Consider the following 25,955-nt stretch of genomic DNA (forward strand, 5'->3'; position numbering starts at 1 on the left):
TATTTTCATTTTTTTGTAAAGTTCTACAACCATATTTTACAATCCAGTTAGTATATTCATTTACACTATACCAATCCTTCGCAAGCTTTACAACTAAATCTGGGTGTGTTTTAGAAATGTCATTTAAATTATTAGCAACACTCTTTCGCACATACAGTGATGAGTCGGTTTTTAATTGTTCCAATATAGGTAGAATAGGTGTAGGGTCTTTTTTAAATTTAGTTAGTGCTTAACCCCAAGGCAACTGTGGACGACAACATGAACGTACAGCAAATAATCATATCTCACATTATACAACAGTATGTTATATTGTTAAATCTATCTATTTAAAATACTTCACACTGCACATTCTGAAATATTGTAAAGTATCTACTGACAGTAAAAATGTCCGAACAGCCTATAAAACAAGGCTATACGAACATTTAATAAAATTTTAAAATATAATCAGAAATTTATTTTAAGTTCAATCAAATTTTTATTGAATTATATCTATTGAATCTCCAATACTTATAATTCCTTCCTTTAAAACCTTAACAAAAATTCCTTCACGTGGCATTACACAGTCCCCTGTTAATTTTTTAATTTCACATCCATTATGACACTTTTTACCTATTTGAGTTACTTCAACTTCACATTTGCCTATCTTTAATTTTGTACCAACAGGTAATGAAAACACTTCTATTCCTTCTGTAGTTATATTCTCAGCAAAGTCTCCAAATTTTAATTGGTCAAAACCTCTCATCTTCATTTTATCTATACTTTCTTTTCCAAGTAAACTTATTTGACGATGCCAGTTTCCCGCATGTGCATCTCCAACTATTCCATAATTTATTTTTAGTTCTGCACATTGCACAGGAACCTTAATTACACCCTTTTTGTCACTTATATTTATTGACACTACTTTAGCCATATTTCCTCCAAATTTTCACCCATATGTTCTTAAATTATTCAAACTTAAAATCACCTGATTTTCCACCAGTTTTCTCCACAAGATGTATATTGCTTATAACCATCTTTTTATCAACTGCTTTACACATATCATAAATTGTAAGTGCTGCTAAAGAACAAGCATTTAATGCTTCCATTTCTACACCAGTTTTACCAAGTGATTTACAGGTTGCATATATTCTAATAGCAGATATAGAATCATCTATCTCAAATTCCAAATCACATCCAACCAATTTAATTTGATGGCACATTGGTATATTTGAAGATGTATTTTTAGCTCCCATTATCCCTGCAACTTGAGCTACAGATAATACATCTCCCTTTTTTATTTGTCCATTTTTTACCTTTTCTAAAGCTTCTTTACCAAGAGTAATCGTAGCTGTTGCTATAGCAGTTCTCTTTGTATCATCTTTTTCACTTATATCTACCATTTTAGCATACCCTTTTTCATTTATGTGCGTTAACATTACCTATCCTCCAATTTCATACATACGTCTATTTGTATCACTACATTTATTTTCTATTAAATGATGTTTTTCTGGCTTTTCTTTTATTATATCTTTCATAGTTTCTCTAAATAACAATGGTTTATGTAAAAGTGGTTTTATATCTATTTCCTCTTTTGAATGTAGACACAGTTTTATTGCACCACTAGAGGTAAGTCTAATACGATTACAAGTGTTGCAAAATGAACAACTTAATGGAGTTATAATTCCTATTCTTCCTTTTGCTCCTTTAAACTTATAATATTCTGCTGTACTTTTTTCATCATTTTTAACTTTATATAAACCATATATTTTTTCAACCATTTCTTTTACATTAAAATATCCTTTTTTGTAGACTCTATTAGCTTCACCTAATGGCATAAGTTCAATAAATCTTACATCAATTGGTGATTTAACTGTTAAAAACATAAAGTCTTTAAGCTCATCATCATTAAATCCATTTATGGCAACACAATTTACCTTTACTTTTATACCTAAATTTAAACATGACTCAATCGATTTTAATACTTCTTTTAAATTGCCACCTCTTGTCACAGATTTATATTTATATTCCTTTAAAGAATCTAAGCTTATATTTACTTTATTCAGACCACATTCTTTAAGCTCAAAGATTCTATCAGAAAGTCCAAGAGCATTAGTTGTCATTCCTATATTTTCTATTCCACATTCTTCTCTTGTAAACCTTATAAGTTCATTTAAATTGGGATATAAAAGAGGTTCTCCTCCAGTAAATCTAACCTTTTTTATACCTTGTTCTGACATAGCCTTTATAATGAATTTATAGTCTTCAAAACTTAGATTATCGTTTATATAATTTTTTTCAAATTTAACATCTGGTGGCATACAATAAACACACCTTAAATTACACTTATCTGTAAGTGAAATACGAAGGTAGTCTATTTTTCTTCCATACTTATCAATCATACTCTATCTACCTCTTTGTCTATTTTTTATCTATCTGAATTATATACTATTTTTTGTTATTAGTGGCACATTCTGTGGCTTCTCCTCTTAAAATTTCTATGCCATGGTCTAAGACATCAATAATGAAACTTAGATTTTCAACTGCACCTTTAGGACTTCCAGGTAAATTTATTATTATAGAATTATTCCTTATTCCACTTACACCCCTACTTAGTATAGCTTTTTTAGTAATTTCTGTAGATTTCATTCTCATGTATTCACTGAGACCTGGTATCTCTCTTTCTAAAACATCTTTAGTAGCCTCTGGAGTTATATCTCTCTTTGAAAATCCAGTACCTCCATTAGTAAGAATTAAATCTACTTTATTACTGTTACAAATTTTTATAATATTTTCCTTTAACATTTCCTTATCATCTTTTATCAACACGTATTCAGTAACTTTATAATTCCCTGTATTTTCAACAAATTCAGTTAATTTTTTTCCTGTTATGTCTTCTCTTTTCCCTTCATAGCCCTTATCACTAAGCGTTATAATTGCTACATTAAACATATGGTTTCACCCCTTTATATATTAATTAAACTTTTATAAATAAAAAATCTATTTAATAGAACCTATTCTGGTAATATTCCTTCTGATAATAATGCTTCTAAAACTGCTCCTGCTATACAACGTCCTTTATCTGATATCGTAAATGAATTTTTTACTTCTTCCATTCGAGGGTCTATATCCAATATCTTTAATCCTTTTTCTATTTGTGAACCATTTCTCAATAAGCCTCTCAAAACACCATCTATAGAAGCTTTCACTTCTATTTTATTTCCATTTTTTTCAGTGATATAACATATTATATCTCCTTTTTTAACTACATCCCCTATATTACATACATTTTCTATTATTCCAACGTTCTCAGAATAAAAAACTCGTTCTTTGGTTATACCCAATATAGCACCTGGTATTCCTGTATTTTTTAAAGCATATCCTTTTCTTATCACTTTTCCTAAATTATGTCCTCTCATAGTTTCAATAACTATGTCTACATCTTTACCTGCACAAAATCCTGGACCTAAAGCTATTGTAAGTGCTGCCATCGCTTTATTTGTTCCAATATTTTTTTTTGCAAGTATACAATCTATAACCGCTACAGGACGTATTTCATCTATATATTTACCTTTTGGGTCTATTATTAGTGCCACGTTTCTTTTATTTAAAGCTTTTTTTATTTCTGCTTTATCTTTGCAATACACACAATAAACACCTTCCACAGAAACTTTCTTTTCATAGATAGCCTCACTAAAAGAAACTTTCCTTCTTATTGCAAGAGGAGTCTCAACTTCTAAAGCGATTATTTTAAAACCACAGTTATGTAACTTATGTATAACTGCTGTTGCTAAATCTCCAGCCCCTCTAACTATTATAACATTGTTCATATTTTCTCCTACTAATAAAAATTTTAAAGTCTATACTTTATATTATATAATATAATTTTACTTATTTATATAATATCATCTTATTTTATTATTATAATGGTTAAAAATTACTTTTACCTGATATTTTTCAAACAAAAAGAGACATCCATAAAATTTATAAAAGATGTCTCTTTCTAATTCCTTATATTTTATTTTTCAGATATATCATTGTTATCTTCTAAAATAACTGCTGTTCCATAAGCAAGCATTTCTGCCGCTCCTTGCATAACTGAAGCTGAAGACAATCTAAATGCTATTATTGCATTTGCACCTTTAGATTCTGCATCTTCAACCATTCTACCAATTGCAATTTGTCTTGCTTCTGTAAGCATTTCATTATATCCTGTAAGTTCTCCTCCAACAAGATTCTTAAAGCTTGCTCCTATATCTTTTCCAACATGTTTTGCTCTTATCGTACTTCCTCTAACTAGCCCTAAAACTTCTGCTATTTTTTTTCCTTCTACTTTTTCTGTAGTTACTATTAACATAATATATCAACTCCTTTATATTCCTGTTTAATATATTATATCATGTAAACAGCAATCTTCTTAATAAATCTTGTAATTTAATACTTTATCTAGGAAATCTATACTATAAAATAAGATATTTCGTTAACCAATTATGTTCCTAATCAATTTTCTATATATAAATTTACTTAGTTAACTCATCATATAAACTTAAATTGTATTCTACATTCAATTTTAAATCCTTAATTTTTTTAATAATCATTTCACTAAAGCTTCCTTTTTCAAACCAGATATTTTGTATGTCTAAAAGTTCTATCTCTTCTAAAATGGCCTCCATCTTAGACTGCTTATCTATAATAGCTACAACATCAATATTGTGTGGTACGTCTTTTAGGCACTCATATACATCTATACCTTCAATATTCTTTTTCTCTTCATCTATAGCAACAACTTTGTACATATTCTTTTTAAGTTCATCTAATATTTTATATGCCTTGCTTTCTTCGTCACTATTATTTAATATCACTGCCCAAGAATCACATTTAAGTAAATTCATAAATTCTCCTCCATATAAATCCTACTCTATTTTACAACCGTAGCTAATTAAACTTCAGTCAATTTTTTATACTCATCAATAGTATTTACATTTAAAAATAAATCTTCGTTATCAAAGTATATATAGCTTTTATCTATTTTTTCTATAAGAGTTCTAAGCTTCAAATCATTTTTCCCTATACATAAAGATACTTTATTTATTATACTCTTTTTGTATCCAGAACACAATGGTTGTAACTTTCCATTTGTTACTGAAATTACACTTTTATCATCCATTTCATCAGCTATTTTTTCGACTACTTCATTATTTAGATATGGCATATCACATGCAACTGTAACTATATCATACTTTGCATGTTTAAGAGCAGTATATATTCCTCCTATTGGACCAACATTTTTTATTATATCATTATAAACTTTAATGTTATATTTTGAGTATAATTCTTCATTGTTAGATACTATTATTACTTCATCAAAATTTTTAAATACTTCTATTGCAATTTCAATAAAAGGCTTTTCATGTAATTCTAGAAAAGCTTTATCTTTCCCCATTCTAGAACTTTTCCCTCCTGCTAAAATTACACCTGTTTTTTCTATACAAATCGCCTCCTTTAAAATACTTTTATTTATATTTGAAAAATGGCGCTATTGCGCCATTTCAACATTGATTGACTACTCAAAAATCTGAATAATTTTTTCTTTAAATGCATTCATAAGTTTTTCTTTTTCTTCTAAATATTCACTATAACACTCATATTCTCTACATATACAATTTATAATTTCACTTGATGTAAAATTGATTTTTTCAAGATTATAGTTATATAAAATTTCAACACTATCAACCTCACTTATGCTATTAAAAATACAATCATATATATCTTCAATTATAAAATTACTATCTTCTTCAAATTGACCTAAAAGTTGTTCTCTATTTTCTTCAAGCAATACATTTTCCTTTATAAATTCTACAAAGTTTTCAAAATCTTCAGTGTTATTACATGGTTCTATTTCAAATAGTATCCTAAAAAATAAATTCCATGGAAACTCTGTATTTAGTCTACTTCTAAAATGATTTCCTAAATCATTACAGAACTTATCATCAAATGTAGGTTCTCTTTCAAACTCTATTTGGTCATTAAAATCTATATCTTTATTTACAATTTCATTTAATCTTGCAAACTCATCAAGCATAAAATTGCCTAAAACTTCATCACTTATATCTTGTTTATTAAAAGAATAACTTAATATAGTTTCACATGGCTTTTTAAAATCCACAACAAAACCTATACTTTTATTCATCTTTTCTGAAAAAGCATCATACACTAATTTTGCAAAGAGTTTTTCAATTTCTTTTTTACTTACTTTCATGTTAAAAGACTTTCCTGAATGAAAGTTTTTATAAATACTCAAAAGCTGATTATCTATCATAGTAAGATTATTCTTTATAGAGTCCATCATATCCTTTATAAATTTATCAGCAAGTAAATATGTGTTATTTTTATAAATTATTTTATGTTCAATCTCACTCCAAAACACATTTACAAGAGATTTAATTTGAAGTTCAAATTTTACTTCTCTATCTAAATATGCAAAAACTCCATCTATCTTATATATTTCAAATCCATTTTTTTGCTTATTAGGTTGTCTTTCAGACAATTTTAATTTAATATTTTTATTTTCTTTATTATAATAGTTTATTTTATCATCTGTTTTATTAAAATATCTTCTTAAAAGCCTATATATCTTATTTTCATCCTCAATAAATCTACACTCAATTCTTAGTCCTATTAAATCAGATACATTATGAATAAGATTACTTGCCTCCCCATATTTTTTTAAATATCTATTTCTAATTATCTTTTCCCTCAAACTTGATTCTGATTTTATTCTAGAGGTTACATTTATATACTCTTGATTTTTTTCGTCCAAGATATTTTCAAAGTACTCTTCTATTTCATCTGATATAGTTTCTAAAGTTGGAGACATTACCCTCAACATTTCTATAGACTCTTCAATAAAATCAAATTCTTTTAATCCCATAAATTTTTACACTCCTATGTTTAATAACTGTTAGCTATTTCAGTTCTTTATATTTAACTACATTCTTATTTTAACATTTTTTCCTATTATAAGTAAGTATTCTCCAAAAACCTTCATATATATTTCAAATTAGAATTAAAATATCAGATAAAATTAAAAGATTTTGTGATAATAAAGTTATAAAAATAGTGGATTTTTTTTCCTAATACGAGTATACTATAGATATAAATATTTAACTAATTAGTTAAATATTTATATCTATAGTAGGGAGGATATTATGGTAAAAGTATTTAAAGCATTAAGTGATGAAACTAGAAGAGAAATTTTAAAATTGCTTAATGAAAGAGATATGAATGCAGGAGAAATAGCAGGTCATTTTAATATGTCTAAACCAGCAATATCTAAACATTTAGATATTTTAAAAGATGCAGAACTTATTAGTTCAGAAAAAATGGGGCAATTTTTGATTTATTCTATTAATTTATCGGTCCTTCAAGAAGTACTTGGAAACTTCTTGGATATTTTTAAAAAGATATAGGAGGCTATTATGGAAAATATAGGTTTAATATTACTTATAGCATTATTAATTATAAACTATGTAAATGCACCAGAAATTTTAGGTTTTTCAAAAGATAACCCTAAAGTTAAAACTGCAAGAAGGTTACAAATGTTATTTTTAATAGTCGCAGTTGGAAGGTTTATCATTCCTTTACTAGGTATAGATGAGATATTTTCTTATGAAATTAACGACAAAGTATCAGTTATAATAAATGCCATTATAATTATGTATTTTGGTAATTTATTACCTAAGCTACAAATTTATAAGAACATAGATACTAAATGTGCTTGGGCCATTGGAGATGAAAAAATATGGAAAAAGGCAAGTAAGATTTTTGCGTATTTATCATTTGTTATATCTATTGGAATGATTATATTGAGTTTTTATTTTGATTCAGATACAGTCACAACAGCATGCCAGTTCATATGGTTTGCAATACCATTATTATATTTATTACTTCATTATAGAAACAAATTTAGAGCTCCTAGTCCTAAATAAATAGTTGTAAATAAAATAAAGCCACCTCTTCTTAAAAAAAGCTATACTTTATTTTAATATTGAAATGAAGTGTTTATAAAATAAATTGCCACCAAGGCATTTATGGTGGCAATTTATTAATAATCATATTTTTAGTATTTTATATAATTTCTAAATATATTAAATTAAATTTTCTTCAATTAAAAACCTATATATATACCTATTGTTAAAAAAACTAAAGATACAGCTGTTAAAATCAGTAATATAGGCATTATAAATTTTACCCATTTTGAAAAAGGAATATGAGCTACTGCAAGTGCTCCCATTAGTACTCCAGATGTTGGAGTTATAAAGTTTGTAAGACCTACCCCAAATTGATAAGCAGTTACTATAACTTGAGCTGATATATTAACTAAATCACCAAGAGGAGCAAGGACAGGCACTGTAAGTGAAGCAAGTCCTGAAGATGATGGAATCAAAAATGCCAACGCAGCTTCCAAGAAAAATGATAGATATACAAATATAACCTTTGGAAGTCCACCTAAAAAGCTTGCTGCAGAATTTAATATAGTATCTATTATAAATCCATTTTGAGCAATTATTACAATTCCACGAGCTAAAGCTATTGCAAGGGCAGCTGATGCTAAATCTTTTGCTCCATCTATGAAACTATCGGAAATTTCACTTTGTGACAATCTACCAACTAATCCAGAAAGTACACCTATCGCAGCAAAACACATTGATATCTCTGGAATATACCATCCTTGACTTAAAACACCCCAAATCATTATTGCCATTCCTATTCCAAATATAGCAAGAACAGATACTTCTTTAAAAGTAAACTCTTTTATTTCAGTTGAAGTATGATTAAGTATTGATTTATTATTTTTATCTATCTCATACACTATTGAGCTTTCAGGGTTTTCTTTAACTTTTTTAGCATAATACATAACAAATGCTATACTGATTAATATATATGCTATAAAAATCACTACTCTATATGCTACTCCTGAACCAGGAGCAAGTTGAGCTAGTGCTTGTGCAATACCAACTGAGAATGGATTTATTGTCGATGCAGCCGCTCCTGCCGCTGCTCCTATAAATACAATCGCAATGGCGGTTAGAGAATCATATCCTAAGGATGTCATAAGTGGAACAAATATCATATAAAATGGTAATGTTTCTTCTGCCATCCCAAATGTAGTACCTCCAAGACCAAATAAAATCATTGATATTGGAATTATAAGTAGTTCTTTTCCTTTAAACTTCGATATAACTGATGCTATTCCTGCTTCTATAGCTCCAGTTCTATTTACAATACCAAAAGCACCTCCAACTATTAAAACAAATCCTACAACTTCTGCTGAATCAATAAAACCTTCTATGGGTGCTTTAAAAACATCCGTAAATCCTTGAGGATTACTTTCTACACTTTGATAAGTCCCTGGTACAACAACCATCCTACCTTCTACATCTTCTCTACTAAATTCACCACTTGGTACTATCCAAGTTAATATTGCCATTAATACTATTAGCAAGAATATAATTGTAAAAGTGTGTGGTATAATAAATCGTTTCTTCTTACTGTCAATCATTATAATGTCCTCCATACTTTACTAAATTTTGAATCTATATAGGATACTTTTTAATCTCTCTGACTAAAGTTTTCCCTTTTTACAATTTTTTATTAGCAAAGATACAAAATAAAAAAGCTCTCTTTTAGATTTTAAAAGATAGCTTTTTTTATTTTTATTCAATTTAAATACTTTACTTTCTATTTTACTAATTGAATTTTTTCATTATAATTTGATATTGTTTCTTCAATATTTTTAGATTTCATTATAGTTGACATTACAGCAAAATCATCACAGTATTTTAATGTTTCTTTGACATTAGATGGTAGGATTCCTCCAAGTGCAACGGTCTTAATATCAGTAATTTTCTTAGCTTCCTTCAAAAGTTCAATTCCTTTTGGCAATAAATTTTCTTTACACTTAGTTTCATATATATGTGATAATGTTATGTAATCTATTTTTATATTTAGTTTTCTTATTATTTCTTCTAGACACTTTACTTCTTCTACTTTATGTAATGACAATCCCAGTATCTTATTTTTATTGAAATTATATCTATTTCCCAGTAAATTCAAAAACAATTTAAATGGAAGATGAATACCTTGACAATCTGTCTTTTCAAAAAATTCTATATTGCTATTTATTATAAAGTTTACTTTAAATCCATCATTATTCTCTTTCTTTTTTATACTATTCTTCAAGCTTTCATCCAATATTTTTTCCTGAAAATTAATATACTTAATTTTATTTTTTATCTTTATATATAAATCTTTTAATGCTTCATATTCTAAATCTTTTTCTCTTATTATAATATTTTCTACACCACTCAATATAGATTCTTTAATAACCTCTAAGTATCGTTCCTCGCTACATAAATTTCTATTTGTTATCAAATACATCTAAAATCTTTCCCAATCTTTAAATACATGTTGATAACCAATTGAATTTAGCATTTTCTCTATATCTTCAACAGTACTTTCATCATTTATTTTGAATTGAGCAGTATCATGTTCATCTTGAGAATGCCCTCCTACATCTGTAGATACACCTGCACTTAATTTAGTTACTCCTAAAGGTACTATATGACTTCTCATTTCCAAATTTTCTCTAGTAGATATATTTAAAGCTGCATGAGGGTCAAACAGCCTCATACAAACCATCGCTTGAACTAAATCAGTGTCGCTTATATCTACTAATTCTTCAAAACAACCTTTGAATGGTCTCATTCTTGGTGTTGAATATGAAAGCTCAATATGAGGATATTTTGTTTTTAGATATTTCCCATGCAATATTGTAAAGAAGGTCTCTTTTCTAAAATCATTTAATCCTAAAAGTGCTCCTATTGATAGAGTTCTCATACCTGCCTTTGCTCCTCTTTCAGGAGCATCTAATCTAAATTTATAATTTGATTTTGGCCCTTTTAAATGAACTCTTTTATATATTTTCTCATCATAAGTTTCTTGGTATACAGTTAGACCTTCAACTCCTTTGTCTACAATATACTTATATTTATCTATTTCCATTGGATATACTTCAATTCCTATAGATGGAAATTTATCTCTTAATATTTCTATAGCCTCACCTATATATTCTACACTTGAATGAAAACTACTTTCACCAGTTAAAACAAGTAGATGTTTGAAACCTTCTTTTGAAATTTCATTTCCTTCCTCTCTGATTTCATCCATAGTTAGTTTTTTTCTTTTTATTCCACTTTTTATATTGTAACTACAATAAACACATTGATTTACACAATAATTTGCTATGTACATTGGTGTATATAGGCAAACTGTCTTTCCAAAATATTGAACACTTAATTTATGTGCTTTTTGTGCCATAGCTTCTAAATGTTTTACAGCAGTTTTAGAAAGTAAATTTAATATATCAAAATCCTCAAGTTTGTCTTTTGATAAACTTCTTAAAACATCATTGTCTGTAACATTATTTAAATATCCATCAAAATCAAAATCCCTATATTTTTCTATTACCTCATAAAAACTCATCATCAATCACCACTTTCTATAAATTGCCTAAAAAACCTGTTAAAGGAGAAGATGCATTTGCAAATTCTGATACACTTCCTGCTTTTGCTATATAAGCTTCTCGTCCACCTTCTACAGCTAACTTAAATGCTCTAGCCATTTGCACAGGGTCACCTGCTGAAGCTATAGCAGTATTAACAAGCACTGCATCAGCTCCCATTTCCATAGCTTCCATAGCTTGAGATGGTTTACCAATACCTGCATCAACTATTATTGGTATATCTAATTCATCTATCATTATTTTTATCATTTCTTTCATTTGAAGACCTCTATTTGAACCAATTGGAGCACCAAGAGGCATAACTGCTGCTGCTTTAGCTTCTATAAGTCTTCTTCCAGCATAAAGGTCTGGTGTCATATATGGAAGTACTATAAATCCTTCATCAGCAAGTATTTTTGTAGCTTTTATAGTTTCTTCATTATCAGGAAGTAAGTATCTAGTATCTGATATTACTTCTATTTTTATAAAGTCTCCACAACCCATTTTTCTAGATATTCTAGCTATTCTTACAGCTTCTTCTGCATTAGTAGCTCCTGACGTGTTTGGAAGTATAGTCATTTCTTTTGGAATATATGTTAAGATATTTTCTTGTTTATTATCTAAATCTACTCTTCTAAGTGCCATTGTTATTATTTCGCTTCCACTTTCTTTGATTACTTTAGGCAATATATCATTTGAGCCATATTTACCTGTTCCAACCAATAATCTGCTATTGAATTCATGTCCTCCAAGTACTAATTTATCCATTTTCTTTCCTCCTCATCTTATTTTTTTCAATTTTCAATCTTTTTATTTTCTGATTCACGTATTTATATATCTATAAGTATTTTTGTTGCCAAATTTGCCATATGATTTGCACAAATAGCAACTCTTGGAGCCATAAGTCCCTCTCCAATTTTAGCTTCATTTACAAAATCTCCACATATATAAAATCTATCTCTTATTTTCTTAGTAGTTATTATATTTGAATCATAATAACCTGCCATACCTGATGATGCTATCAAATATTTATCTTTCAAATTTATTAAGATATAATTACAAACTTGTGCTTTACATGAAGCATCATCAAAAGCTTCAATTATCAAATCTGCCTCTTTAAGTATATCCATATTATATTTATTTAAAAAAATATTTTGCTTTTTTAATTTTATAAATGGATTAATTTTTGTTATATTTTCAACCATAGCATCTGTTTTTAGTTTTCCTATATCATCTATAAAGTATTGCTGTCTATTTAAGTTAGATGGCTCCACAACATCATAATCTATAAGTAGAAGTTCTCCAACTCCAATTCGAGCTAAAGAGATAGCTATATTGGACCCAAGTCCACCTAGTCCCAATATAGCAACTCTTCCTTTTTTTAATTTATTATGCACATTTGGAGTATGTCTAGCTATCAACAAGCTTTCTAACTCATCAAAAGAAGGTTTAACCCCTTTTTGTATAAGTGTTAATTTATCATTTTCAGAAAGTGGAATGTCAGCTTTAATTGGATATCCATTCAACACCAATACATCACATTTATGATTATATTTATCTCTAACTTTATAGGCAGTTGTATTTTTTTCAACATCTGTTAATACTTCATTTACAAATATTTTTATTTTAACCACCTCCAATAAAGCTAATAAGTTCTACAACATCTTCATCCTTTAATATATATGTATTGTAATTGGATTCTTCAATTATTTCTAGATTTATCTCAACTACAACTCTATCGCTCTTCAAATTATATTTATTCAACAAATCTATAACAGTTAAGTTTTCTTTGAATTCAACATTCTTTCCATTAACCTTCACTAAATCACCTCCTCATTTTGACTTTATTCAACTAATGCTCTGCACAAATTATATTAAATTAAGTTCCTCATTGTTTAATATTTTTTTAACTGTTCTCATTGAACACATTTTTCCACACATAGTACAACTATCTTCATGAGTCGGAGTTGACTCATCTCTATATCTTTTAGCTTTTTCAGGGTCTATTGCAAGTCTAAACATTTCACACCAATCTAAATCTGCTCTAGCTTTACTCATTTTGTTATCCCATTCACGAGCTCCTTTAACATTCTTAGCTATATCTCCTGCATGAGCAGCTATTTTAGCAGCTATTATCCCTTCTTTCATATCATCTAAATTAGGTAATCTTAAATGTTCTGCTGGAGTTACATAGCATAAGAAGTCTACTCCTTTAGCACATGCTAATGCTCCTCCTATTGCACTAGTTATATGGTCATAACCTGGGGCTATATCTGTAACCAATGGACCAAGAACATAAAAAGGTGCTCCATGACATAGTCTTTTTTCTAACACTACATTTGCTTCTATTTCATCAATAGCCATATGACCAGGTCCTTCTATCATGACTTGTACATTTCTTTCCCATGCTCTTTTAGTAAGTTCTCCTAATACTACAAGTTCTTGAATCTGAACTCCATCTGTAGAATCTTTTATACAACCAGGTCTACATGCATCCCCCAAACTTAATGTAACATCATACTCTTCACATATATCTAAAATCTTATCAAAATTAGTATAAATAGGATTTTCTTTATTATTTAACTCCATCCAAGCAAATAATAGTGAACCTCCACGAGATACTATATGAGTTAATCTTTCATGATTTTTTATCTTTTGACAAACACTTCTAGTAAGACCAGCATGTATAGTAATAAAATCAACTCCGTCAATAGCATGTTGTCTTATTACATTTAAAAATTCTTCTTCTGTTATATCCTTTAGTTCTTTTTCTAAATACCCTACTGCATCATACATAGGAACCGAACCTATCATTGCAGGTGACATTTCAACAACTTTTTCTCTAAATTCTCTAGTTTTTCCATAGTTACTCAAATCCATTATTGCTTCAGCTTTCATGTCTATTGCCACTTTAACTTTTTCAAGTTCATTTTCTATATTCTTACAATCTCTTGAAATTCCTAAGTTTACATTTATCTTTGTTTTTAAATTTTTACCTACACCTTCTGCACTTAAGGATTTATGATTTTTGTTAGCAGGTATAACAACTTGTCCCTTTGCTATTAATTCTCTTAATTCATTTACATCTACTTGTTCCTTTTGAGAAACGATTTCCATTTCTTTAGTTATTATGCCTTTTCTAGCAGCATCCATTTGCGTTGTATAATTCATATTACATTCCTCCAAGATTAAAGTTATAGTTTTTAACAATAAAAAAAGTGCTTTTCCTTGTTTTGGAAAGCACTCTTATAATCATATATACACTTAGACAAATTTCTCACTATGCAGAATAATTTATCTATTTATATAACAAAATTATATTACAAAGCTTCCCTTCGCAAGCATTATCTTGATCAGGTTATTAGGGTTTGTAAGTTACGGCTTTATCTCTCAGCTAGCCAATTCTAGCGCCCCTAGCTCTAAATTTTTATCATTTTTACAAATTCAGTATAACACAGCAAAAATATTAGTTCAACATAATAATACAAATTTTATATTTTAATCCAGCTAACTTTACTCCAATGATGCACCTTTTTTCGAATTTTCAAGATAAGATTTAAGTATAACAGCCCTTATATTTTCATACTTTATTGAATCTGGAAGTTTTCTTTTTATGTTATTTAAATTTTCATAACCTACTTCTTCACATACTTCTAAAATCATCTTCCTTTCATCTTCACTATAAAAATTTTCTAAATCTAATGTAAATGATATACTTTGCCCATCTTTTAAATAATCATATACATATCCAATAACTGTAGATAGGGAGACTTCTATTTCTTGACTTACACTTTGTATATCCTTACCTTGATTTAACAAATCTAGTGCTATTTCATTGTTTTTTCTGCTTTCTCCATCTAGTATCAATTTTCTTTTTTTCTTTTTCTCCCAAGTAACATCAATACTATTTTCTTTTACATAATGTTTAACTTCATCTAAAATACTAGCCCCATACTTTTCAATTTTTACTTCACCTATACCCGAAATATCCTTTAATTGTTCTTTATCAATAGGATATCTTCCACTTATTTCTTTCAAAGCCTTATTAGTTAAAATCATGTATGGAAGTAATTTTTCTTTTTTAGCATATTCTTCTCTAATATTTATTAGCCTTTCATATAAAGCTTTATCTGTATTAACTTCAAGAAATTCACTATTGACATTCATTAAATCGACATTTTTTTCTTTGTCTTTTTTATCTATATTGTTTTTTTCGACATATTCTTTGATTAGTGTTTCAAAATCTTCACCATATTTTTGATATTTAATTTCTCCTACTCCAGATATATTTAGCATTTCTTCTTTATTGACTGGATAACTACTAGACATAGCTCTAAGTGTTCCATCTCCAAAAACCATATATGGAGCTATTCTTTCTTCACTTGCAATTAAGTGTCTTAATTCTCTTAAAGCACTATATAATTCATCTTCTATTTCTAGAGATTTTGTCATTACAATTTCCTTAAATTCTACCTTTACCTCGCCCTTCAAAACTTTCATAGACATATCATTTAATCTTATAGTTGGGTAACTTCCTCTGTTTCCGCTACCTAAAGTTTCGACTAAATCTAAAAAACCATGAGAAACTAATGTATTTATAAAATTCTTCAAGTCTTCACTTGAATAATCTCTCATAATATTATATGTAGACAAAGTATCTAAACCAAGTTGTAAAATTTTTTTGTTTTTAGACCCTCTAAGTACATCTACAATAGTAGTAACACCATAACTTCTTTTCATTCTAGCTACACATGAAATAACTTTTTGAGCATCTATAGTTTTATCCACTATTTCTCCTTCAACTAAACAATTACTACAGTTATTACAGTTTTCTATATAATTTTCTCCAAAGTAATTTAATATTGTCCTCCTATAGCATGAATTACTATAAACTAAATCAATCATATGCTGAAGTTTTTTATGTTGAAATAATTTTCTTTCAGGATTTTCAACACCAATATCTATTAAATATTTTTGTATATGTACATCTCCTGGAGAAAATAAAAGTATACATTCACTTTTTTCTCCATCCCTACCAGCTCTCCCTATTTCTTGGTAGTAATTTTCTACACTTTGAGGCATATTGTAGTGTATAACCCATCTTATATTGGGCTTATCAATACCCATCCCAAATGCATTTGTTGCTATCATTATATCTATATTATCATTTATAAAATCTTCTTGATTCTTATTTCTTTCATTTTTAGATAAACCTGCATGGTATTTTGATACAGATATATTTCTCTTTGCCAAGCCATTATAAATATTTTCAACTTCTTTTCTAGTAGCTGTATATATAATTCCAGACTCATTTTTATGATTTTGAATATAGTCCAAAATATATTTATTTTTACTAGATGATTTCACTATATTTATTGCTAGATTTTCTCTATCAAACCCTGTTATGTAACAATCTGGACTCTCTAAACACAATAAATTTATTATATCAGCTCTTACCTCTTCTGATGCAGTAGCTGTAAAGGCTGTGACTATAGGTCTTTTAGACAAACTATTGATAAACGTAGAAATCCTTCTATAACTCAGTCTAAAATCATGTCCCCATTGAGATACACAATGTGCTTCATCTATTGCAATTTGACTTATGTCATTATTATTTATTAGTTCAAGAAATTCTTGGGTATCTAATCTTTCTGGAGCAATATAAAGTATTTTATAAGTATTTTTTCTAATATTACTTAATATTTCATTAAATTCTTTGTTTCCCAATGAACTATTTATAAAAGCAGCATTGATTCCCATGGCTTTTAAAGCATCTACTTGGTCTTTCATAAGAGATATAAGTGGTGAAATCACTACTGTCATCCCATCTAATATCAATGCTGGAAGTTGATAACATATAGATTTTCCTCCTCCAGTTGGCATTATAGCTAATACATCTTTTTTATTCAAAATAGAATTTATTATGGACTCTTGGCCTTTTCTAAAACTTGTATATCCATAGTATTTTGATAATATTTCTAAAGGTTTTTTATTCATATATTTCTCTCCCAATTCAAATTAATTAAACTTCTTTTCTGATTATGTTCAAATTTTTATTTTTATATTCACAATCGCATTATTCCAAAGTTTCTAGCTGTTATATATTATATATTAACATATATTTTTAAAAAAATAGTTTGCAAAGTAAAATAATTTATGATACATTCTAAATATAAATTTAATACTTAATCTTCGGGGTAGGGTGAAATTCCCAATCGGCGGTATAGCCCGCGAGCTGAGTTAAAACTTGGTTGATTTGGTTAAATTCCAAAGCCGACAGTAAAGTCTGGATGGAAGAAGATATATGCTAAATAAGTGTTTTTGTAGAGCCGTTTTGCTATACATTTATACAATATTTATTGTAGATTATTCTAAACCCCGAGTTAATTCTCGGGGTTTTTTGTTTGAAAATTATCTAAGTTTAAATAGGGGGTGTAAATATTGTGAAATTTATAAGTCAAAAAGAGAAAGATATTTATTATATGAAAAAAGCTATTGAATTAGCCAAAAATGGAGAAGGTTTTGTAAATCCAAATCCATTAGTGGGATGTGTAATCGTTAAAGATGATGACATAATAGGTAAAGGATATCATGAGAGATTTGGCTCTAATCACGCTGAAATAAATGCTATAAATAGTGCTAATCAAAGTTTAAAAGACACTACCCTTTATGTGAATTTAGAACCCTGTTCTCATTATGGCAAAACACCTCCTTGTGTAGATAAAATTATTCAAAATAAGATTAAGAGAGTCGTAATATCTACATTAGACCCAAATCCAATCGTTTGTGGTAATGGAGTAAAAAAACTAAGAGACAATAACATTGATGTTACTGTAGGTATATTAGAAAAAGAAGCAAAACAATTAAATGAAATATTTTTTTACTATATAAAAACAAAAAAACCTCTTTGTATTGTAAAATCAGCAGTAAGTTTAGATGGCAAGATTGCCACAAAATCGCTAGAATCAAAATGGATATCTAATGAATCATCAAGATATCTAACTCATAAGTATAGAAATAAATATCAAGGTATAATGGTTGGGATAAACACAGTTTTAAATGATAATCCATTGCTAACTTGCAGACTTAACCAAGAAAATGTATCTCACCCTGTAAGAATAATAATAGACACAAACTTAAAATTGCCAGTTGATAGCAAATTAGTTAAAGATAAAAACAATAAAACTATAGTTTTTACGTGTTGTGAAGATAGTGAAAAATCATTAGTTCTAAGAAAAAATAATATTGAAGTAGTACTTTCTCCTAAAAAAAATAATATGGTAGATTTAGAATTTGTAATGTATAAATTAGGAGAATTAAAAATTGATTCTGTTTTAGTTGAAGGTGGTGCTACACTTAATGACAGTCTATTTAGAAACAATTTAGTTGATAAAGTCAAATTGTTTTTATCACCTAAAATTATAGGTGGAAAAGATGCTCCTACTTTCGTTTCTGGAGATGGAATAGATTACTTATCAGATGCTATACAATTAGAAATTAAGAATGTAACTTTAATAGATGGCGATATTTTGGTAGAGTCTGATGTTTTAAATTAAATTTATAAATATACACGTCTAGGAGGTTAAAATGTTTACTGGCATAGTAGAAGAAGTTGGAATACTTAGAAAAATTACTGCTAATGGCAAAAGTGGAAAAGTCACCATACAATCAAATAAAATACTAGATGGTACAAATCTTGGAGATAGTATTGCTGTAAATGGAGTTTGCTTAACTGTTTCAAGTTTAGGTAAAAATGAATTTACTGCTGATGTCATGATGGAAACAGTCCGTTCCACAAATTTAAGTTCATTAAATCCAAGTGATGAAGTAAATCTTGAAAGAGCTATGAGTCTTTCTTCTAGATTTGGTGGACACCTAGTAACAGGTCATGTTGATAGTAAAGGTACTATTTGTAAATTTGAAAAAGATGAAAATGCAGTTTTAATAAGCATACAACCGTCCAAAGAACTTTTATCAACAATGATACACAAAGGTTCTGTTGCTATTGATGGTGTAAGTCTAACTATAGCTTATTTAGATAATGAGATATTTAAGGTTTCGGTTATACCTCATACTAAATTTAACACTACTCTCTTGACAAAGAATATTGGAGACTTTGTCAATTTAGAAAGTGATGTAATTGGAAAGTATGTTAATAATTTTCTTGTAAAAAACTACAAGGAATTAAATTCTAATAGTAGTAACTATAAATCAAATATAGATAAAGAATTTTTATTTAAAAATGGTTTTTAAAAATAATAAAAGGAGTGAATTACATGTTTAACACTATTAAAGAAGCTATTAATGATATCAAAAATGGAAAAATGGTAATCGTAGTTGATGATGAAAGCAGAGAAAATGAAGGAGATTTATTGATGGCAGCTGAAATGGCTACACCTGAGACAATAAACTTTATGGCTACATATGGTAGGGGCCTTATTTGTCTTCCTGCTACTGAAGAAAAATTTAAAAGTCTAAATATACCTCTTATGGTTAAAGAAAATACAGACACATTTCAAACTGCATTTACTGTCACTATAGATGGAATAGATACTTTAACAGGTATATCTGCATATGAGAGAGCTGAAACTGTCAAACTATTCTGTAATGAAAGTTCCACAAGTAAAGATTTTAAAACACCTGGACATGTATTTCCATTAATAGCAAAAACTGGAGGTGTCCTAGTTAGAGATGGTCACACAGAAGCTTCTGTAGACCTTGCTAGACTTGCAGGATTTAAAGAAATTGGTCTTATCTGCGAAATAATGAAAGATGATGGTACAATGGCAAGAGTTGATGATTTAATGATATTTAAAGAAAAACATAATTTAAAAATAATTACTATAAAAGACTTGATAGAATATCGAAAAAGAAATGAAACCACTATAGAAAAAATTTCTAGTGCTTTTCTTCCAACAAAATATGGAAATTTTGAAATAATAGGATATAAAGATATTTACTCAAATGAAGAACACATTGCCCTTACTTATGGAAATGTAAATGAAGAAAATACACTAGTCAGACTTCATTCTGAATGTTTAACAGGTGATGTATTTCATTCTTTAAAATGTGATTGTGGGCTACAGTTAGAAACTTCTATGAAAAAAATTGTAGAAAATGGAAGTGGTGTTTTAATTTATATGAAACAGGAAGGCAGAGGTATTGGGCTTTTAAATAAAATTAAAGCTTATAAACTTCAAGAAGAAGGTTATGATACTGTTGAAGCGAATTTAATGCTTGGATTTGAAGAAGATATGAGAGATTTTTATATCGCTGCTCAGATATTAAAAAATTTACATATAAAAAGTATAAACCTTTTAAGTAATAATCCTGACAAAATAAATCAATTAGAAAAATATGGAATAAAAATTGAACATAGAGTTCCTATTAATGAAGAAATTAATGATTTTAATAAATTATATCTGAAAACTAAGAAGGATAAAATGGGACATCTATTAGATATTATATAGCTAATGGTATTTAATTTTTATTCTACTAAGTAATTTTTATTACAATAATATGCATATATACTAAAAATATAGATTTATAACCTAAATAAAATTGGAGGAAATAAAAATGATATATGAAGGAAAACTTATTGGAAAAGATTTAAAAATAGGTATAATAAACTCTCGTTTTAATGAATTTATAACATCAAAACTTTTATCTGGTGCTCAAGATTGCCTTTTAAGACACGATGTTACTCAGGAAAATATAGAAGTGGTTTGGGTACCTGGAGCTTTTGAGATTCCTCTCGTTGCTCAAAAAATGTCTAAGAGTGGTAAGTATGATGCTATAATATGCTTAGGATGTGTTATAAGAGGTGCTACTTCTCATTATGATTATGTATGTAGCGAAGTATCTAAAGGCATTGCAAAAGTATCTTTGGATAATGAATTACCTGTTATATTTGGAATAGTAACAACAGAAAATATTGAACAAGCTATTGAAAGAGCTGGAACAAAAGCTGGAAATAAAGGATATGATTGTGCTATGAATGCACTAGAAATGGCAAACCTATTTAAGGTTCTAGATTAAATACCTTTATTGATTAAATAGTGGAAATTAAAATAGAGGCTATAAAATACTATTAAGTACCAATATGGCAAAGCATACTTGTCTTTTGGTACTTAATAATTTTAAAGATAATTATCTATTTGAACAACCTTACCCATATCTTCATATTCATTAGAAATGCCAACTCTATTCACGTATATTTTGAAATTAGAATATATACAATCATTATGTAAATTTTTAAGGACACAAGATAGATTTTTAGTGTTAAATTCCCTGTAATCTAGGAAATATAAGTTAATAATAAAAAATACTTTTAAAAGCTTAAAATAACTACAAATATAAATCTAAATATAAAATACCATAAATTTGTACATATTACTATCAAAGCTATCGTTTTTATTTATAGCATATATTAATGTTATATTAATTATCTATTTTATTATTTTCTCGATTAATTATACAATATAATTAAGTAAGCAATAATAAACTATAAATGAACACCATAATTTAATGGTTGTTTATTGAATATTTATGGGGGACTGAATTATGAAAACAAGTTCAATACAAGATTTAACACTAGAAAAACGTAACCTTATAAAAAAATATTCTCTTACTTTGAATGAAGATTTAATTTGGGAATTTAAACACGATAAATACCACACTGTAAAATACTTCACACACAAGTTTGCAGTTAAAGAATCTATATTTGCTCTTTTATTCAATATACACAGATTATGTTATGCTAAAATAAAATACTTTGAATCAAATTTTTCAAAATATGAACCTTATAAATACAACTATCAAGAAGGATTTGTTAAATGTGAAATATATGATATGAGTTTTATGTTGCATAAATATAGCAACATGATGATAGACTTAAGAAATTTACAAGAAATCAAAAATATAGAAGAGTTTAGATTATTTTGTGATTACTTAGAAAGCTTTGAAGATAACTTACAAGATTTAATTGTGTAGTATTTAAAAAGAGAGGTTTTAATATATTATTTATGATAACTAAATTATATTAAAATACTAAAAACTCTTAATAAAATATAATATACTTGATATAAAAAAATATTACTGGAATTAAAAATTCCAGTAATATAAGTTAACTAAAATACTATATTCACATAAATTAAATACATTCTAATCTATCAAAATTACTCTATAATTTTTATACTACTTTTTATCCTAAACGTTCATCAGATAATTCAGTGTGCCACTCTGATACATTTTCTAGTCCTTCTATTTCATCTGCAATAAATACAGGGTCTTTTATTCCAGATTTTTTTTGGCTTGTATAGTCTTTTAAAGCAATAAATGCGTACTTACCTAAAAGAGTTATTGCTATTAAGTTTATTATAGCCATCAGTGCCATAAATAAATCTGCTAAATTCCAGACTACTTCTACTTGAGTAAGAGAACCAAATAAAACCATACCTACAACGAAAACTCTAAATACATTAAGTTTAATTTTACTTCCACTCATAAACTCCATATTTGATTCTCCATAGTAATAATTTCCTACTATAGAACTAAATGCAAATAAGAATATACAAACTGCTATAAAAATATTTCCTATTGGACCTATATGGTGAGTTAAAGCTTCTTGAGCTAATTCAATTCCTGTTGCTCCACTACTAGCATAATCTGAATATAATAATACCATGAATGCTGTACAACTACATATAATTATAGTATCTGTAAAAACACCTAGAGATTGGATTAAACCTTGTTTTACAGGGTGAGTTACATGTGCTGTTGCAGCAGCATTAGGTGCACTACCCATTCCTGCTTCATTAGAAAATAAACCTCTTTTTACTCCAGTCATTACAACTCCCATAAATGTACCAATTGCCATTCCTCTAAAATCAAATGCGCTTTCTACTATTAATGATATAACTCCTGGTATTTCTGTTATATTCATTACAACTATAGCTAAAGCAACTAATATGTATAATCCTGCAAATACAGGAACTATTATTTCTGAAACTTTTGCTATTCTATGAACACCACCAAAAATAACTATTGCTGTTAAAATTCCAAGACCTATTCCCATAGCCATTTTACTTATACCAAATGCATTATTAAAAGCCAATGAAACAGTATTTGCTTGAACTGCATTGAATACAAATCCATAACAGATAGTTATAAGTATTGAAAATAAAACACCCATCCATCTTTTATTTAAACCTTGTTCCATATAATAAGCTGGTCCACCTCTAAAAGCTGGTCCATTCTTAACTTTATAAATTTGAGCCAATGTACTCTCCACAAAACTTGAAGCAGAACCAATTAAAGCTATAAGCCACATCCAAAATACAGCACCAGGACCTCCTGCTACTACTGCAATTGCTATCCCTGCTATATTTCCAGTACCAACTCTTGAAGATGTACTTATACAAAAGGCTTGAAATGAAGATATTTTTCCTTCTTTTTTTGCATTTTTATTTGCTGCACCATCACCTAAAAGCCTAAACATTTCTATAAAATATCTGAATTGTACAAAATTTGTTTTAATAGTAAAGTAAATACCAATTACAACTAACATTATAATTAGAATATAAGACCATAAGTAATTATTTACAAATACTACTGCATTGTTAATGCCTGTTAAAATACCATTTAAAAAATCCATTTTATTAATTACCCCCTGTTAATATTGTTTTCTCAATAAATCTTAAAATCAAAAAAATGCATAATTCCTTGTGAAAAATTCATTAATTTAATTATAATATTTATAAAATTAAATTACAAGGTTTAAAATGAATAATTTCTTTAATAAATTGCAGTTTTATCTTTGAATTCAACTTTATTTTATTAATTTTATAACTTAGATGTAATTAATACTTTATATTGCTTATCAAATACAATAAATTATACTTTTGAAGTATATTTTTTCGTTTGTCGTTTAATATTATAAGTAATGATATGATTTTAAAATTTATTTAAATAACAAAAATTTTCTCTAAATTCTGTTAATTTTTTAAAAACTTTGTTAAATAATATACTTTTATACATCCATTGAAAAAACTAGAAAAAAGTAATACTATATATAGTACTAGCATTAGACACAAAAGAATACAAATGGAGGTACTTATATTATGGAATTTCAACAAATAATAGCTATATGTATATTTTTAATAGTTATGGCAGCTATTATTACAGAAAAGGTAAACAGATCTGTAGCAGCGGTTGGTGGTGCACTATTAATGATAATATTCAATATACTTACACTTGATGAAGGATTAAGCCATATAGACTTCAATACTATTGGAGTATTGGTTGGTATGATGCTATTTGTTGCTGTTGTTAAAAACTCAGGACTATTTGAATATATAGCTATTTGGACTGCAAAAAAAGCTAAAGGTGATCCATGGAGAATAATGATTTGTTTTGCTATTATAACAGCTATTTTATCTGCTGTATTAGATAATGTTACTACTGTTTTACTTATAGGTCCAATGACTATAGTTATTACACAAATTCTAGGACTTAATCCAGTTCCATTTTTAATAACACAAATTTTAGCTTCAAATATCGGAGGTACATCTACTCTTATAGGTGACCCTCCAAATATTATGATTGGTAGTGCTGCCAATCTTAGTTTCATGGATTTTGTAATAAATTTAGGACCTGCTGTTATAGTAATACTTATTATAACAATAATATGTTTTAAATTTATTTATGGAAAAGAACTTGTTGTAGATGATAAAGCCAAAGAAGTAATATTAAAGCTTGATGAAAAAAAATCTATTAAAGATAAACCCTTACTTATAAAAAGTCTTCTTTTAATAGCATTTATACTCTTTGGTTTTATGTTTCATAGCACAATCCATATAGATTCTTCTGTTGTAGCATTAACTGGTGCATCTATAATGCTTCTTATAGGAAAACAAGATGTAGATGAAATTATGGCAGGTATTGAATGGTCTACAATCTTATTCTTTATGGGATTATTTGTAGTAGTTGGTGGATTAGTAGAAGTGGGTATAATAAATAAATTAGCTCAAGCATTGATTGGACTTACAGAGGGCCATATTGTATTTACAATGTTATTAATATTATGGTTATCAGCAATAGTTTCTTCATTCTTAGATAATATTCCGTTTGTTGCAACATTAATTCCACTTATTTTGACTATGCAAGCTGAAGGAATTGATGTAATGCCACTATGGTGGGCAACATCCCTTGGAGCTTGTCTTGGAGGTAATGGGACACTTATTGGAGCCTCTGCCAATGTTGTACTAGCAGGTATAGGCAATAAGCATGGTCATCCTATATCTTTTAAAGAGTATTTTAAGATAGGTTTTCCACTTATGATTATATCTATTATTATATCTACTGTTTATTTAATTATAAAATTTTAGAAAATATAGTATAATAGTATTAAAGGGGA

The 25,955-nt window shown here is 27.9% G+C and carries 26 protein-coding genes, 1 pseudogene and 2 riboswitches; of the genes and pseudogenes, 8 read left to right on the top strand and 19 right to left on the bottom strand.

Going from position 1 to position 25,955, the window contains the following annotated elements:
- Positions 1-16 precede the first annotated feature (16 nt).
- The 10 genes and pseudogenes from JJC01_11645 to JJC01_11690 all read right to left on the bottom strand — a co-directional run bounded on the left by JJC01_11645 (position 17) and on the right by JJC01_11690 (position 6,907).
- Positions 17-256: pseudogene (locus JJC01_11645) on the bottom strand (DNA alkylation repair protein).
- A 219-nt stretch (positions 257-475) separates the two neighbouring features.
- Positions 476-910 (bottom strand): MOSC domain-containing protein, encoded by a 435-nt coding sequence (locus JJC01_11650; GenBank protein ID UDN56833.1) that lies wholly within the window; start codon positions 908-910, stop codon positions 476-478.
- Positions 911-944: 34 nt separating this feature from the next.
- Complete coding sequence (gene moaC, locus JJC01_11655; GenBank protein UDN56834.1) at positions 945-1,415, bottom strand: cyclic pyranopterin monophosphate synthase MoaC; 471 nt, start codon at positions 1,413-1,415, stop codon at positions 945-947.
- Positions 1,416-1,418: 3 nt separating this feature from the next.
- Positions 1,419-2,378, bottom strand: a complete 960-nt coding sequence (gene moaA / locus JJC01_11660; GenBank protein UDN56835.1) for a GTP 3',8-cyclase MoaA — start codon at positions 2,376-2,378, stop codon at positions 1,419-1,421.
- A 46-nt stretch (positions 2,379-2,424) separates the two neighbouring features.
- Positions 2,425-2,928, bottom strand: a complete 504-nt coding sequence (locus tag JJC01_11665; GenBank protein ID UDN56836.1) for a MogA/MoaB family molybdenum cofactor biosynthesis protein — start codon at positions 2,926-2,928, stop codon at positions 2,425-2,427.
- Positions 2,929-2,990: 62 nt separating this feature from the next.
- On the bottom strand, positions 2,991-3,806 hold the full coding sequence (locus JJC01_11670; protein UDN56837.1) for an EF2563 family selenium-dependent molybdenum hydroxylase system protein: 816 nt from the start codon (positions 3,804-3,806) through the stop codon (positions 2,991-2,993).
- Positions 3,807-3,994: 188 nt separating this feature from the next.
- Positions 3,995-4,333 carry a heavy metal-binding domain-containing protein gene (locus tag JJC01_11675; protein UDN56838.1) on the bottom strand — a complete coding sequence of 113 codons (339 nt, stop codon included), beginning with the start codon at positions 4,331-4,333 and terminating at the stop codon, positions 3,995-3,997.
- Positions 4,334-4,496: 163 nt separating this feature from the next.
- Complete coding sequence (locus JJC01_11680) at positions 4,497-4,868, bottom strand: CoA-binding protein (GenBank protein ID UDN56839.1); 372 nt, start codon at positions 4,866-4,868, stop codon at positions 4,497-4,499.
- A 47-nt stretch (positions 4,869-4,915) separates the two neighbouring features.
- Positions 4,916-5,497 carry a molybdenum cofactor guanylyltransferase gene (locus tag JJC01_11685; protein UDN60172.1) on the bottom strand — a complete coding sequence of 194 codons (582 nt, stop codon included), beginning with the start codon at positions 5,495-5,497 and terminating at the stop codon, positions 4,916-4,918.
- 42 nt (positions 5,498-5,539) lie between these two features.
- Positions 5,540-6,907, bottom strand: a complete 1,368-nt coding sequence (locus tag JJC01_11690; protein ID UDN56840.1) for a GTP pyrophosphokinase — start codon at positions 6,905-6,907, stop codon at positions 5,540-5,542.
- A gap of 277 nt (positions 6,908-7,184) precedes the next feature.
- Between JJC01_11690 and JJC01_11695 the strand changes: the two genes are divergently transcribed.
- Positions 7,185-7,445 (top strand): winged helix-turn-helix transcriptional regulator, encoded by a 261-nt coding sequence (locus JJC01_11695; GenBank protein ID UDN56841.1) that lies wholly within the window; start codon positions 7,185-7,187, stop codon positions 7,443-7,445.
- A gap of 9 nt (positions 7,446-7,454) precedes the next feature.
- Positions 7,455-7,964, top strand: a complete 510-nt coding sequence (locus tag JJC01_11700) for an SdpI family protein (protein UDN56842.1) — start codon at positions 7,455-7,457, stop codon at positions 7,962-7,964.
- 179 nt (positions 7,965-8,143) lie between these two features.
- Here JJC01_11700 and yfcC read toward each other — a convergent pair whose 3' ends face one another.
- From yfcC to recQ, 8 genes are all read right to left on the bottom strand, one after another.
- Positions 8,144-9,538 (bottom strand): putative basic amino acid antiporter YfcC, encoded by a 1,395-nt coding sequence (gene yfcC, locus JJC01_11705; GenBank protein ID UDN56843.1) that lies wholly within the window; start codon positions 9,536-9,538, stop codon positions 8,144-8,146.
- Between the two features lie 179 nt (positions 9,539-9,717).
- Positions 9,718-10,416: a thiamine phosphate synthase gene (locus JJC01_11710; GenBank protein UDN56844.1), complete on the bottom strand. Its 699-nt coding sequence runs from the start codon at positions 10,414-10,416 to the stop codon at positions 9,718-9,720.
- Entirely contained in the window at positions 10,417-11,520 is a 1,104-nt protein-coding gene (gene thiH / locus JJC01_11715; GenBank protein UDN56845.1) for a 2-iminoacetate synthase ThiH, read from the bottom strand. It abuts the gene before it with no gap.
- Between the two features lie 16 nt (positions 11,521-11,536).
- On the bottom strand, positions 11,537-12,307 hold the full coding sequence (locus tag JJC01_11720; GenBank protein UDN56846.1) for a thiazole synthase: 771 nt from the start codon (positions 12,305-12,307) through the stop codon (positions 11,537-11,539).
- 62 nt (positions 12,308-12,369) lie between these two features.
- The gene (thiF, locus tag JJC01_11725) at positions 12,370-13,173 is read right to left on the bottom strand and encodes a thiamine biosynthesis protein ThiF (protein ID UDN56847.1); all 804 of its coding nucleotides are present in this window, start codon (positions 13,171-13,173) and stop codon (positions 12,370-12,372) included.
- Positions 13,166-13,360: a sulfur carrier protein ThiS gene (thiS, locus tag JJC01_11730; GenBank protein ID UDN56848.1), complete on the bottom strand. Its 195-nt coding sequence runs from the start codon at positions 13,358-13,360 to the stop codon at positions 13,166-13,168. The genes thiF and thiS overlap by 8 nt, the downstream gene beginning before the upstream one ends.
- A gap of 48 nt (positions 13,361-13,408) precedes the next feature.
- Positions 13,409-14,710 carry a phosphomethylpyrimidine synthase ThiC gene (thiC, locus tag JJC01_11735; GenBank protein ID UDN56849.1) on the bottom strand — a complete coding sequence of 434 codons (1,302 nt, stop codon included), beginning with the start codon at positions 14,708-14,710 and terminating at the stop codon, positions 13,409-13,411.
- Positions 14,711-14,852: 142 nt separating this feature from the next.
- Positions 14,853-14,964: riboswitch (TPP riboswitch) on the bottom strand.
- Positions 14,965-15,052: 88 nt separating this feature from the next.
- Positions 15,053-17,536 (bottom strand): DNA helicase RecQ, encoded by a 2,484-nt coding sequence (recQ, locus tag JJC01_11740; GenBank protein UDN56850.1) that lies wholly within the window; start codon positions 17,534-17,536, stop codon positions 15,053-15,055.
- A 187-nt stretch (positions 17,537-17,723) separates the two neighbouring features.
- Positions 17,724-17,845: riboswitch (FMN riboswitch) on the top strand.
- Between the two features lie 137 nt (positions 17,846-17,982).
- Between recQ and ribD the strand changes: the two genes are divergently transcribed.
- The 5 genes from ribD (at position 17,983) to JJC01_11765 (ending at position 22,531) form a co-directional block, all read left to right on the top strand.
- Complete coding sequence (ribD, locus tag JJC01_11745; protein UDN56851.1) at positions 17,983-19,095, top strand: bifunctional diaminohydroxyphosphoribosylaminopyrimidine deaminase/5-amino-6-(5-phosphoribosylamino)uracil reductase RibD; 1,113 nt, start codon at positions 17,983-17,985, stop codon at positions 19,093-19,095.
- A gap of 31 nt (positions 19,096-19,126) precedes the next feature.
- On the top strand, positions 19,127-19,792 hold the full coding sequence (locus JJC01_11750) for a riboflavin synthase (protein ID UDN56852.1): 666 nt from the start codon (positions 19,127-19,129) through the stop codon (positions 19,790-19,792).
- A 23-nt stretch (positions 19,793-19,815) separates the two neighbouring features.
- The gene (locus JJC01_11755; GenBank protein UDN56853.1) at positions 19,816-21,009 is read left to right on the top strand and encodes a bifunctional 3,4-dihydroxy-2-butanone-4-phosphate synthase/GTP cyclohydrolase II; all 1,194 of its coding nucleotides are present in this window, start codon (positions 19,816-19,818) and stop codon (positions 21,007-21,009) included.
- A gap of 106 nt (positions 21,010-21,115) precedes the next feature.
- Positions 21,116-21,577 (top strand): 6,7-dimethyl-8-ribityllumazine synthase, encoded by a 462-nt coding sequence (locus tag JJC01_11760; GenBank protein UDN56854.1) that lies wholly within the window; start codon positions 21,116-21,118, stop codon positions 21,575-21,577.
- Between the two features lie 525 nt (positions 21,578-22,102).
- Positions 22,103-22,531, top strand: a complete 429-nt coding sequence (locus tag JJC01_11765; GenBank protein UDN56855.1) for a hypothetical protein — start codon at positions 22,103-22,105, stop codon at positions 22,529-22,531.
- Positions 22,532-22,742: 211 nt separating this feature from the next.
- Here JJC01_11765 and JJC01_11770 read toward each other — a convergent pair whose 3' ends face one another.
- A complete protein-coding gene (locus JJC01_11770; GenBank protein ID UDN56856.1) occupies positions 22,743-24,194 on the bottom strand; it encodes an alanine:cation symporter family protein in 1,452 nt (483 codons plus the stop codon).
- A 466-nt stretch (positions 24,195-24,660) separates the two neighbouring features.
- Between JJC01_11770 and JJC01_11775 the strand changes: the two genes are divergently transcribed.
- Positions 24,661-25,926: an ArsB/NhaD family transporter gene (locus tag JJC01_11775; protein UDN56857.1), complete on the top strand. Its 1,266-nt coding sequence runs from the start codon at positions 24,661-24,663 to the stop codon at positions 25,924-25,926.
- Positions 25,927-25,955 lie beyond the last annotated feature (29 nt).

It is taken from the genome of Clostridioides sp. ES-S-0010-02, from assembly GCA_020641055.1.
In the GTDB taxonomy this organism is placed as follows: Bacteria; Bacillota; Clostridia; order Peptostreptococcales; family Peptostreptococcaceae; genus Clostridioides.